The sequence below is a fragment of the Streptacidiphilus rugosus AM-16 genome (assembly GCF_000744655.1).
GTDB lineage: Bacteria > Actinomycetota > Actinomycetes > Streptomycetales > Streptomycetaceae > Streptacidiphilus > Streptacidiphilus rugosus.
Window position 1 is genome coordinate 179,021 of record NZ_JQMJ01000003.1, and the last position, 12,368, is coordinate 191,388.

Consider the following 12,368-nt stretch of genomic DNA (forward strand, 5'->3'; position numbering starts at 1 on the left):
TGTCCGGACAATCCCTCCCAAGGCCTAGTAGGGCTTGGTCAGGTGTACGCGCTGGTGGCGTGTCCTGGTGGGGTTGCGCGCGTTGATGGTGTGTGACACCTGGGGAGTTGGATCAGGTCCGGGAGGACCTGGTGGCGTTCACGGCGGAGATGTTCGAGGCGTTCGCGCGCACCGATCAGCACCGCTGGGGGCAGGCGTATGTGCGTGGGCTGCTGTTGGACGGGCGGCGCAAGTCAGTGGAGCCGATGGCCGCCCGGCTGGGAGAGGACGGAAACCGCCAGGCCCTGGCCCATTTCGTGACCTCCAGCCCGTGGGACTGGGCGCATGTGCGGGCGAGGCTGGCGTGGCGGATGCACGAGGCGATCGACCCGAGCGTGCTGGTCGTGGACGACACCGGGTTCCTCAAGGACGGCGACGCTTCCGCGGGCGTGTCGCGGCAGTACACCGGCACCGCGGGCAAGGTCACCAACTGCCAGGTCGGCGTGTCGGTGCACCTGGCCCGCGACCACGCCTCCGCGCCGGTCAACTGGCGCCTGTTCCTGCCCAAGTCCTGGGACCCGGGCTCGGATCAGGCCGACCCCGTCAAGGTCGCCCGCCGGGATCGCTGCGGCATCCCGGCCGACCTGGGCCACGTCGAGAAGTGGCAACTCGCGCTCGACATGATCGACGAGACCCGCTCGTGGGGCGTGGACGTGCCGCTGGTCCTGGCGGACGCGGGCTATGGCGACGCTGCCGCGTTCCGGCTGGGGCTGAACCAGCGCGGTCTGCACTACGTAGTCGGGATCTCGACCACACCCACTGCCCATCCGGCTTCGGCCCGCCCGGTCACGCCGCCGTACAGCGGCACCGGGCGGCCACCGGTGCCGAAGTACCCCGAGGCGGCCCGCTCGGTCAAAGCCCTGGTCATCGAGGCAGGGCGAAGTGCGGCACGTCCGGTGCAGTGGCGCGAGGGTTCACGTCCGGGCACGGGCCGCAGCGGCTACAAGCGCATGTACTCGCGTTTCGTGGCCCTGCGGATCCGCCCCGCCGGACGCGAGATCCGCGACGCCACCCAGGGCGTGGAACTCGCCGAGTGCTGGGTGCTGGCCGAATGGCCCGCGAAGGAAGCAGAACCGGTCCAGTTCTGGCTCTCCGACCTGCCTGCCGACACCCCACTGACCACCCTGGTCCGGCTGGCCAAACTGCGCTGGCGGATCGAGCACGACTACCGCGAGATGAAACAGGCCCTCGGCCTGGCCCACTTCGAGGGCCGCACGTTCAACGGCTGGCACCACCACGTCACCCTGGTCTCCCTCGCCCACGCGTTCTGCACGCTGCGCAGGCTGACCACCGCCCCAAAAGACGCGGCGCCGGCCTGAGCCTCTACCAAATCGTCCGGGAGTTGCAGTTACTCCTCGCCACCTGGGCCGGCGCCTGCCCTACCTGCCACCGCGACATCCCCACACCCATACGAACCTGACCAAGCCCTACTAGGGCCGGGAGGGATTTCTCTTGCCCCGGTGATCAACTCGGGACTACGATCCGCCCGCGCTTCGTGCACGCAGCCCGGCGCGCGGCCCTGGTCGGCCGCCCCGCTGCGACAGGCGCAGACGACTTTCCGCTCCGTATACAGGGGTGCCGCGATGGCAGCAGGACGACGACGGACAGCTGTGGCTCTGGCCTCGCTGGTGGTGACGGCAGCGATATCCGGGGTCACGCCCCTCGCGGCGCACGCCGCAGGGCCGACGGGGACGCCGAGCGAGGTGGCCACGATCCCGGCGCCGACGCTGGCCCCGCGCGCGGACTCGGTGTACGTCGCCGGGGCGACGGGCTTCCTTCACCAGGAGCAGGGCCGGCCCGGCTACACCTGGACCGACTACGCCGGCGGCACCGACACGCCAGTGCCGCAGCTGACCGGCAAGACCTTTCCGGTGCGCTCCCCCTACTACCAGCTGAACAGCGCCGGCGGCGACAAGGTCGCCTACTGGACCCCGAACGCCACCGGGCCGGCGAGCCTCACCGTGGGCGACCCGGCCTCGGGTGTCTGGAACACCTACGCCCTGCCGACCAACGCGATCGCCGTCGCGGGGCTCGACGGCACTCGCGCCCTCATGCGCACCTCCGACGGTGCCGATCACCTGCTCCAGCTCAACTCCGACAACACCACCGCGGAACTTCCGCTGACCGGGCTCCCCGACCCCACGATCTACAACCTCGCCCCTTTCTCCGTCGACGTGCACTCCGGCACGGTGGCGGTGGTGACCGCCACCCCGAGGCCCGGACTCACCGGCGTCGCGCAGAGCTACCTGGTGAAGCTGGACACCGGCGAGGCCGTCCCGCTTCCGGCCGGCACGGGAATCGGCTGGAACATCTCGGACGGCTACCTCTACCGGGTGGCGGCGCAGGCGGGACAGGTCACCGTCCTGTCGATGAAGGTCTCCGACGTCCTGGCCGGGACGGTGACCACGCCGACCACGAGCGCCTTCACCCCGTCCGGAGCGCCCCAGTACCTCGGCGTCACGGGCGGCAGCCTGTTCTTCACGATCGCGGCCCAATCCCTCTACGCGCTCCCGCTGACCGGGAACGCCTCGCCGGTCCAGCTGGAGCAGCAGCTCGGCGTGACCCCGACGATCCCGGTCGCGTCAGGCCCGGGCGGCGTCGTCGCAGTGGGCGGGGCGAGTGGCGCGCCCGCCGTGACGCGCTTCGCCGAAGCCGCCGACGGCAGCCTGAACACCACCGTGATCCGGCAGTTGACGCCGCCGCCGGCCACGACGTCCACGCTGTCGATGGTCTACGGCGAGGTCCACCAGGTCCTCACCGTGCCCCAGCTCGACGGAACCGCCAAGTTCGGGTCAGCACCACCCCGCTCGCCGCCAAGGCGGCGGACAACACCACTCAGCTGGGCACCAGCCCGGCCGGGTTCGGGTTCATGGCCCGTCAGCTCGGTCCCTGCGCAGCGGACGCCGACTGCGTACGCCTGGTGGACGGGAGCTGGTACGGCGCCTCCTACGTGACGCCGGACGGTGTCGCTTATGCGGGCACGACGCAGAGCTTCGGCGCCGGCGCGGCGATCGTCGATGCCGACGACACCTTCGAGCTGGTGAACAGCGGCGGCTCGCAGTACGTCTGGGAGCCGGGACAGGGCGTCGTGAGCACCGCCGCGCCGATCACCGGTGCGGCACTGTGGGAGGGGACGCTCTGGCGGTCCGCCGGCGTGGGCCGGATCCAGGCCTTCAAGCTCCCGGAGCGGCTCACGTCGATGCCGCTGACCCGGACCGTCGACACCGGGGCGTCCTGCGCGCCCACCGAGGTCCAGGTCGCGCAGCACTGGCTGTACTGGAGCTGCGGCACTGCCGGTCCCGCGGGGGTCTACGACCTGACCACCAACGCCTCCTTCGGTGTCCCCGCCGGCCCGGTCCTGCTCGGCGACGGCTATCTGGTGCGCCATGACGCCGCCTCGGGCGACCTGCGGCTCACGGACGTCCACACCGACGCCGTCGGCGCGGACACCACGCTGGCGACCTTCGCCGCCCGGGGCTCCGGCGACGACCGGCACCTCACCTGGACCGTCGACCGGACCAGCGGGGACGTGGCCTACGCCGACGCCGACCACGTGGTCCACGTGCTCACCACCGGCGTCCCCTCGTCCCCGGAGACCGCCGTCTCCGCCCAGTACATGGACACCCTGGAGGCCGGCGGAAACCAGTACCCGTGGACCGTGGGCGGTGTGCTGAGCCGCCCGGCTGCCTCCTGGCGCTTCGTGGTGGAGCGGACGTCCACCGGCGAGCAGGTCCACGTCGCAACCGGCGGCCCCACCCCCGCCGCCTTCTCGACCGCATGGAGCGGCCTGACGGACGCCGGCAAGAAGCCCTACAGCGGCGCATACACCTGGCAGATCTGGGCGACTCCGGCCGACGCCCCGGACGCCCCGGCCCAGCTCGCCGCGACGGGCTCCGTCGTGCTGCTGGACGGCCGCGCGCCCTTCCACTCGCTCAGCGACAACGGCCAGCCGGAGGTGATCGGCATCCTCCGCGGCGACATGATGGGCTACACGGCCGGTGAGGGCCTCGTCTACGACGGCAACGGCCACGGCGGACTGTCAGGTCAGGGCGGCTACTTCTCACTCACCGACCTCACCGGCGTGAACCAGTCGAACGCGGTCGTGCTCTTCGGCGACCTGAACGGCGACGGGATCAACGACACCCTGGTCCGCACGGTCACCGGCGCGCTGCGGGTCTATCCCGGCCTGGCCGGCTACCCGAACCCGCTGGCGGGCAAGCCGGTCACCCTCGGCACCGGCTGGAACATCTACAACCAGCTGGTCTCGGTGGGCGACCTGAACGGTGACGGCCGCGACGATCTCGTCGCCAGGGACGGTGCGGGGGTGCTCTGGTTCTACGCCGCCAACGGCAAGGGCAGCTTCGTTCCCCGGGTGAGGATCGGCAGCGGCTGGAACGTCTACACCCGGATCGTCGGCATGGGCGATCTGAACGGTGACGGCGCGGGCGACCTGCTCGCCGTGGACGCCCACGGGTCCCTGTGGCGCTACCTGGGCAACGGCCACGGCAGCTTCGCCCCGCGGGTGCAGATCGGCTCGGGCTTCTCGATCTACAACGCCATCGTCGGCGTCGGCGACCTGACCGGGGACGGCAGGAACGACTACGTGGCCCGCGACAGCGCCGGCCTGCTCTGGCGCTACGACGGCGACGGCAAGGGCCGCTTCTCCGCTCGGACCCGGATCGGCACCGGCTGGAACATCTTCTCCACGGTGCTCTGACCGCACCTCGCCCGGCCTCAGCACCCCCGCTGGGGCCGGGCGGCCGGTCCCAGGGCCGGACCCTAGGCGAAAACGATCATGGAGCCCTGGGCCAGCGCACGCGTCGCGGCGGCGTAGAGGCCGATCCAGGCGTGGCGTTCGCGGGCGTAGGGGCCGTCCTGGCCCGGCGGGGGGAAGGCGGGGCCTTCCAGGGTGGTCGGGGCGACCGGGCGGACCGGGACCGGGGGGAGCTGCGGGTCGATGCCGATGTGCGGGGCCACCGCTTCCAGCTCCTTCAGGAGCCGCTGCACCGATCCCAGCGGGCCGCCCGTCGCCAGCAGGGCGTCGTCGACCACCGGCATGTCGAAGTCGAGCGGGACGTACGCTCCCGCGTGGTCGAAGTGCCAGACCAGATGCGACTGCTCGGCCGTCGCCTCGAACATCTCCAGCAGCTGCTCGTAGTCGCCGCCGAGCTCGTCCACCGGCGTCACGTCCAGGCCGGTGAGCTGGAGCAGGTACGCGCGCCGCAGGAAGTGCAGCGACTCGTAGTCGAACGCGGCCACCGGTTCGACGTCCCCGCTCAGGCCGGGCATGTACTGGAAGACCGGAACCGCTGGGAGACCTGCCGCCGCGAGCGACGCGTTGTAGATCTCCAGGTCCTCGCCGAAGGGGTTGTCAGGGCTGAGCACCAGCAGGTCGACCAGGGGGACAAGCCAGATGTCGCAGGCCAACACGCTCTCCTGACGATCTCGGGGCCGGGGCCCGTCCACCCTACTGCGTCGCCTGGGGTGACGTGCCAGGTTCGCGCGGGGAGGGGACCTGCGGCAGGGGGCGGTCGCACAGGACCGCCATCTGCTCCAGCGACTCCTGGTTGTAGGCGTGGAGCATGGCGTGGATCGAGGCGACGTCGCGGGCCTCGATCAGGTCGACCAGCTCCAGGTGGCGCGACCAGCAGAAGGCGGCGATGTCCTCGCGGCCGCGGAGGTAGCCGGAGGCGAAGATCCAGTACTGGACCCTGAGCCAGTCCAGGTAGTCGCTGATCCTGCGGTTGCCGGTGAACGCGCCCAGCTCGCCCCAGAACCTTCGGTCGCAGCCGACCAGCACGTCCAGCTGACCCGCCCGGGCGGCGCGCACCGCGGCGTCCGCGCGGCGGCGCAGGGAGGGGACCGCGTCCCAGTGGAAGCCGGCCCAGCGGCGGTGCACCCGGCGGAAGACGCCGTCGATCACCAGCGCGCGGGCCTCGACGATGTCCACGAAGTCGTCCCAGGTGAACCGGGGGACGGCGAAGCCGCGGCCGGGCTCGACCACCAGCATGCCCTGGGCGGCCAGGTCGACCAGGGCCTCGCGGACGGGGGTGGCGGAGACGCCGTAGAGGTCGGCGATCTCCTTGACGGTGAAGTGACGGCCGGCGCCCAGGCGCCCGGCCATGAGCTCGTCACGGAGTGCGCCGGCCACCTGCTCGCGCAGCGAGCTGCGCTGGACGACCGGGGCGAAGGGTCGGTCGGAGGCTCTGCCAGATGGCATGACCAACTCCTCCGCTTCGGGTCTTCGCAGAATTCATCCGCACACTGCCGGTCCGGGCCCCCCAATGGTACGGCCCCGCACCCCCCGATCGGCGGGGTTGCGGGGCCGAAATGGTGTAGACCAAGTCACGAGCCGGTTAAGGCCGGCGCGTGCGTGTGACGGACAGGTCCGCAGGTCAGACCGTGTGCGCGTCGGTGAGGGTGAGCACCTCGTCGAGGATCGACAGGCCTTCCTTGACCTCGGCCTCGGAGACGTTGCACGGCGGCACGACATGGAAGCGGTTCATGTTCGTGAAGGGCCACAGACCGCGCTTCTTGCACTCGCCCGCCAGCTCCAGCATCGGCGCGTTGGCGGCGCCGGCCGCGTTGTACGGGGTGAGCGGCTCGCGGGTCTCGCGGTTCTTCACCAGCTCGACGGCCCAGAAGACGCCCAGGCCGCGGACCTCGCCGATGGACGGGTGGCGCTCGGCCATCGCCCGCAGCTCGGGGCCGATCACGTTCTCGCCGATGTGCTTGGCGTTCTCCACGATGCCCTCCTCGGCCATCGCGTTGATCGTCGCCACGGCGGAGGCGCAGGCCAGCGGGTGCCCCGAGTAGGTCAGGCCGCCGGGGAAGGGGCGCTCGGCGAAGGTGGCTGCGATCTCGCCGCTGATGGCGACGCCGCCCAGCGGGACGTAGCCGGAGTTGACGCCCTTGGCGAAGGTCAGCAGGTCGGGCGTGACGCCCCAGTGGTCCGCGGCGAACCACTCGCCGGTGCGGCCGAAGCCGGCCATGACCTCGTCGAGGATGAAGACGATGCCGTAGCGGTCACAGATCTCGCGGACCCCGGCGAGGTAGCCGGCCGGCGGGATCAGGATGCCCGCGGTGCCGACGACGGTCTCCAGGACGATCGCGGCGACGGTCTGCGGACCCTCGAAGGCGATGGTCGCCTCCAGGTGGGCCAGCGCGCGCTCGCACTCCTGCGCCTCGTTCTCGGCGTGGAAGTTGGAGCGGTAGGTGTAGGGGCCCCAGAAGTGCACGATCCCGGAGACGCCGGTCTCGTTCGGCCAGCGGCGCGGGTCGCCGGTCATGGCGATCGCGTTGGCGGTGGCGCCGTGGTACGAGCGGTAGGTGGAGAGCACCTTCTGACGGCCGGTGTGCAGGCGCGCCATGCGGATGGCGTTCTCGTTGGCCTCGGCGCCGCCGTTGGTGAAGAAGATCTTGTCCAGGTCGCCCGGCGTGCGCTCGGCGATCAGGCGCGCAGCCTCGGAGCGGGCCTCGACGGCGAAGGCCGGCGCGAAGGTGCAGAGCTTGGCGGCCTGCTCCTGGATCGCGGCGACGACCTTCGGGTGCTGGTGACCGATGTTGGTGTTGACCAGCTGGGAGGAGAAGTCGAGGTAGCGCTTGCCCTCGAAGTCCCAGAAGTACGAGCCCTCGGCCCCGGCGACGGCGAGAGGGTCGATCAGGGACTGCGCGGACCACGAGTGGAAGACGTGGGCACGGTCGGCAGCCTTGACCGCCTGTCCGGCTGCGGGGTCTGGGGAGATCGTCATGCGCACCAGCGTATTTTCGGCCTGCCGGCCCCCGGTACCGACAGCCTGTCTGGCGATCCGAGGGCAGGGCGACAGCCTGTCAGCCCATTGTGTCGACGGACATGGCGTAGAGCAGGAACGGAGTCTTCTCGCCGTGGCGGTCGTAGACGGCGCGGGCCCGGTAGTTGTCCTCGGCCGTGTTCCAGCGGATCTGGTACCAGCCGCGGTCGCGGCCGATCCGGCGGAGCTCCGCCAGGAGCGCGTCCACGGTGCCGCCGCCCCGGTGGGCCGGGTCGACGAAGAGGTCGTGCAGGAAACCGCGGGTACCGCGCAGCGGGGAGTGGTCGGGAGCGAAGTGGGCCAGCCCGATGGGCGTGCCGTCAGCGGCGCGTGCCAGCAGGCACTCGGTGGGGTGGTTTGCGTCGTGGATCCAGGCCCAGGACTCGGCGAGCCGCTCCTCGGTCAGTTCGACGTGGTAGAACTCGGCGTAGCCGATGAACAGCTCGCGCCAGCGCGGGCGGTCGGCCTCGGTGGGCGCGGAGATGACGATGTCCGACATGGTGATGCCTCCCCCTCAGCCCTTGGCGAGTCGTTCGGTCAGCCGGGCCCTGGCGGCCGGCCACTCGTCGACGTTCATGCCGAAGTAGACGCTGTCGCGCCAGCTCCCGTCGCCGCGCTGCACCTGTCGCCGCAGCACGCCCTCGCGCCGGGCGCCCAGGCGGGCGATGGCGTTCTGCGAGCGCTCGTTGTTGATGTCCGTCTTCCACTGGACCCGCCCGTAGCCGAGGTCCTCGAAGGCGTGGGTCAGCAGCAGCAGCTTGGCCTCGGTGTTGGCCCCCGTGCGCCAGTGGGTGCGGGCGTACCAGGTCCAGCCGATCTCCAGACGCTCGTGCTCCTCCTGGATGTCGAGGTAGGTGGTCCAGCCGACGGGCTGCTCCGTGGCCAGATCCACCACCACGAAGGCGAGGTAGCGGTCCGGGCCGTTGAGCAGCGTGTCGGCGTACCCGGCCAGGTCCTCGACACTGCGCGGGTAGGGGCGGATCCAGCGGAAGACCTCCGCCGCGTCCGCGCCCAGCGCCGCGTAGAGCGCGGGGACGTGATCGAGAGTGAGCGGCTCCAGTCGGACGTGGCGTCCGGTGAGCACGACGGGCAGCGGGGGCTTCGCGGTCATGATCGAACGGTAGCCGCTTTTTGCACTAGCAGCAATCGAGTTCTGCACTAGTGCAATGTGCTGGGTGGGTTCGCGAACCGGGCATGCGAAAGGCCCCCGCCCGGTGGGGGCGAGGGCCTCTGCGCGACGGTGAGAGCCGCGGACTAGTCCAGCAGCGAGTGCACCTGGATCGTCTCGGTGCGGCCGGGGCCGACGCCGATGGCGGAGATGCGGCAGCGGGAGAGTTCCTCCAGCGCCTTGACGTAGTCCTGCGCGTTCTTCGGGAGGTCATCGAAGGTCTGCGCCTTGGTGATGTCCTCGGACCAGCCGGGCAGCTTCTCGTAGATCGGCGTCGCGTGGTGGAAGTCGCTCTGCGAGTGGGGCACCTCGTCGACGCGCTTGCCGTCGACCTCGTACGCGACGCAGACCGGGATCTCCTCCCAGCCGGTCAGCACGTCCAGCTTGGTGAGGAAGATGTCCGTCAGGCCGTTGATCCGGGTCGCGTAGCGCGCGATCGGGGCGTCGAACCAGCCGCAGCGGCGGTCACGGCCGGTGGTCACGCCGCGCTCGCCGCCGATGCGGCGCAGCGCCTCGCCGTCCGCGTCGAAGAGCTCGGTCGGGAACGGGCCGGAGCCGACGCGGGTGGTGTAGGCCTTGAGGATGCCGATCACGCGGTCGATCTTGGTCGGGCCGATGCCGGAACCGGTGCAGGCGCCGCCCGAGGTCGGGTTCGACGAGGTGACGAAGGGATACGTCCCGTGGTCCACGTCCAGCAGCGTGCCCTGGCCGCCCTCCATGAGCACGACCTTGCCCTGCTCCAGGGCGTCGTTGAGGATCAGCGCCGTGTCGGCCACGAAGGGGCGCAGCTTCTCGGCGTAGCCGAGGTACTCCTCCAGCACCAGGTCGGCCGGGATCGCCCGACGGTTGTAGAGCTTGACCAGAATCTGGTTCTTGTCGTTCAGCGCAGCGTCGATCTTCTGGCGCAGGATGCTCTCGTCGAAGAGGTCCTGGACCCGGATGCCGATGCGGTTGATCTTGTCGGCGTAGGCGGGGCCGATGCCGCGACCGGTGGTGCCGATCTTGCGCTTGCCCAGGAACCGCTCGGAGACCTTGTCCAGGGTCCGGTGGTACGGGGTGATCAGATGCGCGTTGCCGGAGATCAGCAGCTTGGAGGTGTCCACGCCCCGGTCCTGCAGGCCGGCGAGCTCGGAGAGGAGCACGGCCGGGTCGATCACGACACCGTTGCCGATCACCGGGACGCAGTTCGGGCTGAGGATGCCGGACGGGAGAAGGTGCAGGGCGTATTTCTGATCGCCTACGACCACCGTGTGACCGGCGTTGTTGCCGCCCTGATAGCGGACCACGTAGTCGACAGAGCCGCCGAGAAGGTCAGTCGCCTTCCCCTTGCCCTCGTCTCCCCACTGAGCGCCGACCAGCACGAGTGCGGGCACAGGCGTACACCCCTTTCGGGCGGGGCAAAACACACGGCGGAAGGTCGCCGCACTGGCCCCGGATAGACCAAGCCCCTGGCGCAAAAGCGCAAGGGGCTCTTACACCGAGAGATTACCCGAGGAAGGACCACGGTGTCGGCTGAGCGTTCGGTGGGCGAGCCCGTGTTGGTCCTGGTATCCCCCACGGCGCTGGCTCTGGACGGCGAGTCGGTGCGGGTGGCCAGGGACGTGCTGGGGGCCGCGCTGGCGATGAAGGCGGTCGTGCCGGAGAGCCTGCTCGACCTGGAACGTCTGCTGGCCAGACGTGGCCGTCGCCGACCGGTAGTGATCGGTGACGACCGGTCCCTGCGACAGGTCGTCCAACTCCTCCACCAGCAGGCGACGCTGGCCGCGGCGCCGGTCGGCATGATCCCGGTGGGCCGCGGCCACGGGGTCGAGCTGGCCCGCGCGCTGGGCGCGGAGACCCGTCCGGTCCAGGCCGCGCGGGCGATCGTGAACGGCGCGGACCGGCGGCTCGATCTGCTGGTCGACGAGGACGGCGGAGTGGTGCTGGGAGCGGTCCACATCCCCGGGGGGCGTTCGCCCAGGGCGAACAAGGTGGCGTCCGCCTGGTGGACAGGTATCAGCCGACGGGTCACCCACGCGCTGGCGCCCCCGGCGGACCGGGAACCGACGCCGCCGCCGCTGCGCGTCGAGGCGGACGGCCAGGTCCTCGCGGACCCGACCCACCCGATGCGGGCGCTGGCGCTGCGCAGCGCGTCGGGCAGTGCGGAGTTGCGGATCAACGCGCGGCGTGGGAGGGGCGCGCCGATGATGGTCCAGGCCCAACGGGTCACGGTCGGCGGCCGGCTCTTCACCTACGAGGCGGACCACGCACTGAGCGCGCCGGTCCACGAACGCACCTGGACGGTGGAGCCGTCCGCGTGGTCGCTCCGCGTTCCGGCCTAGAGCAAGCTGCAACCTCCTCAGGGGCGCGGGGAACTGACCCTTGGCCGTGAGGTGTCGCGCCACGCGCCGGAGGCGCAGATCAGCAGAGCCCCGCGCCCCTGGGGTGACTGCAACTACCCCTGGCCGGAGACGTGCAGGACGCCGTTGGACTCCGTCACGGCGAAGCGGGGGAGGGGCTGGGTGGCCGGGCCCTGGAGGACCGCGCCGGTGGTGGCGTCGAACTTGGAGGAGTGGCAGGGGCAGACGAAGGCGCCGTCCTTCGGGGGGAGGACCGTGCAGCCGGCGTGGGTGCACGCGCTGGAGAAGGCGCAGTAGGTGCCGGCCTTCGGCTGGACGACGTAGACCGGGTCGGTCGCTCCCGGGACGTTCATCCGGACCGCGCCGCCCACCGGCACCTTCGACGTGGCCACCGTCGCTCCGCTCGAGACCGGGGCGGACGTCGGGGCGGACGTGGGCGCGGATGCCGTCGTCCGGCGACGGTTGCGCGCGGTCCAGGAGCCGGTGAGGAGGCCCACGCCCGCCAGGGCGAGCGTCGCCGCGCCGGCCTCGGTCAGGGCGCGGCGACGGTCCGACGTGGCGGGCTCCGCGCGGCGGCGGGAGAGCCACGCGTCCAGGGAGAGCGTCGGGGCGCCCGCGGCCACCAGCGGTGTCCACGCCGCGAGGTAGGCGAGGTCGTTCCCGAGGAAGTACGGCGAGGTGCGCCAGCTGACCGTGAGGAACAGCATCAGGCTCAGCGCCGCGCCGCCCGCGGCGGCGAGCCGCGCCCAGAGGCCGAGCAGCGTGCCGAGGCCGACCGCGAGCTCGCCGAAGGCCAGCGCCGTGCCGGTCGCCGTCGGGGCGTGTTCGGCCAGCCGCAGCAGCGGTGCCGCCGGGCTGTGGGCCGCCAGCGACGCCTGCAGCTGGGAGAGGTAGGAGGCCGGATCCGCCGCCCCCGCGAGATAGTGCGGGTCGGCCAGCTTGTCCAGCCCGGCGTAACAGAAGGTCACCCCGAGGAAGAGCCGCAGCGGCAGCAGGGCGTGACGGGAGATCAGGTCGCGGAAGCTCATCATC

11 protein-coding genes and 1 pseudogene are annotated in these 12,368 nt (G+C 71.2%); 4 read left to right on the plus strand and 8 right to left on the minus strand.

Features of this window, described 5'->3' with window-relative positions:
* The first annotated feature begins 92 nt into the window (after positions 1 to 92).
* The 3 genes from BS83_RS04220 to BS83_RS04230 all read left to right on the plus strand — a co-directional run bounded on the left by BS83_RS04220 (position 93) and on the right by BS83_RS04230 (position 4,756).
* On the plus strand, positions 93 to 1,358 hold the full coding sequence (locus BS83_RS04220; protein ID WP_037601117.1) for an IS701 family transposase: 1,266 nt from the start codon (positions 93 to 95) through the stop codon (positions 1,356 to 1,358).
* 291 nt (positions 1,359 to 1,649) lie between these two features.
* Positions 1,650 to 2,993, plus strand: coding sequence for a hypothetical protein (locus tag BS83_RS04225; protein WP_037601118.1), 1,344 nt, complete (start codon positions 1,650 to 1,652; stop codon positions 2,991 to 2,993).
* The gene (locus BS83_RS04230) at positions 2,960 to 4,756 is read left to right on the plus strand and encodes an FG-GAP repeat domain-containing protein (protein WP_198035139.1); all 1,797 of its coding nucleotides are present in this window, start codon (positions 2,960 to 2,962) and stop codon (positions 4,754 to 4,756) included. Before BS83_RS04225 ends, BS83_RS04230 begins: the two co-directional genes overlap by 34 nt.
* A 62-nt stretch (positions 4,757 to 4,818) precedes the next feature.
* Here the strand turns inward: BS83_RS04230 and BS83_RS04235 are convergent, their stop codons facing one another.
* The 6 genes from BS83_RS04235 to BS83_RS04260 form a co-directional block, all read right to left on the minus strand.
* Positions 4,819 to 5,466: a hypothetical protein gene (locus BS83_RS04235; RefSeq protein ID WP_037601121.1), complete on the minus strand. Its 648-nt coding sequence runs from the start codon at positions 5,464 to 5,466 to the stop codon at positions 4,819 to 4,821.
* Between the two features lie 40 nt (positions 5,467 to 5,506).
* On the minus strand, positions 5,507 to 6,259 hold the full coding sequence (locus BS83_RS04240; protein ID WP_051942599.1) for a GntR family transcriptional regulator: 753 nt from the start codon (positions 6,257 to 6,259) through the stop codon (positions 5,507 to 5,509).
* A gap of 175 nt (positions 6,260 to 6,434) precedes the next feature.
* Positions 6,435 to 7,790: an aspartate aminotransferase family protein gene (locus tag BS83_RS04245; protein ID WP_037601124.1), complete on the minus strand. Its 1,356-nt coding sequence runs from the start codon at positions 7,788 to 7,790 to the stop codon at positions 6,435 to 6,437.
* Between the two features lie 79 nt (positions 7,791 to 7,869).
* The gene (locus BS83_RS04250) at positions 7,870 to 8,328 is read right to left on the minus strand and encodes a GNAT family N-acetyltransferase (RefSeq protein ID WP_037601126.1); all 459 of its coding nucleotides are present in this window, start codon (positions 8,326 to 8,328) and stop codon (positions 7,870 to 7,872) included.
* A 15-nt stretch (positions 8,329 to 8,343) separates the two neighbouring features.
* On the minus strand, positions 8,344 to 8,940 hold the full coding sequence (locus tag BS83_RS04255; protein WP_037601129.1) for a GNAT family N-acetyltransferase: 597 nt from the start codon (positions 8,938 to 8,940) through the stop codon (positions 8,344 to 8,346).
* A 143-nt stretch (positions 8,941 to 9,083) separates the two neighbouring features.
* A complete protein-coding gene (locus BS83_RS04260) occupies positions 9,084 to 10,370 on the minus strand; it encodes an adenylosuccinate synthase (protein ID WP_037601130.1) in 1,287 nt (428 codons plus the stop codon).
* Between the two features lie 132 nt (positions 10,371 to 10,502).
* Here BS83_RS04260 and BS83_RS04265 point away from each other — a divergent pair, with 132 nt between their 5' ends.
* Positions 10,503 to 11,318, plus strand: coding sequence for a diacylglycerol kinase family protein (locus BS83_RS04265; protein ID WP_063774088.1), 816 nt, complete (start codon positions 10,503 to 10,505; stop codon positions 11,316 to 11,318).
* A 113-nt stretch (positions 11,319 to 11,431) separates the two neighbouring features.
* On the opposite strand, the gene BS83_RS48530 is transcribed toward BS83_RS04265, so the two are convergent.
* Positions 11,432 to 11,689 (minus strand): Rieske (2Fe-2S) protein, encoded by a 258-nt coding sequence (locus BS83_RS48530; RefSeq protein ID WP_232248144.1) that lies wholly within the window; start codon positions 11,687 to 11,689, stop codon positions 11,432 to 11,434.
* A gap of 216 nt (positions 11,690 to 11,905) precedes the next feature.
* Positions 11,906 to 12,364, minus strand: a pseudogene (locus tag BS83_RS47220) (DoxX family membrane protein); the annotation flags it as partial.
* Positions 12,365 to 12,368: the final 4 nt, after the last annotated feature.

Coding starts and splice junctions, on each gene's coding strand:
- BS83_RS04240 (WP_051942599.1), bottom strand. CDS start 6,259: ATGCCATCTGGCAGAGCCTCCGACCGACCCTTCGCCCCGGTCGTCCAG.
- BS83_RS04255 (WP_037601129.1), bottom strand. CDS start 8,940: ATGACCGCGAAGCCCCCGCTGCCCGTCGTGCTCACCGGACGCCACGTC.
- BS83_RS04245 (WP_037601124.1), bottom strand. CDS start 7,790: ATGACGATCTCCCCAGACCCCGCAGCCGGACAGGCGGTCAAGGCTGCC.
- BS83_RS04250 (WP_037601126.1), bottom strand. CDS start 8,328: ATGTCGGACATCGTCATCTCCGCGCCCACCGAGGCCGACCGCCCGCGC.
- BS83_RS48530 (WP_232248144.1), bottom strand. CDS start 11,689: ATGAACGTCCCGGGAGCGACCGACCCGGTCTACGTCGTCCAGCCGAAG.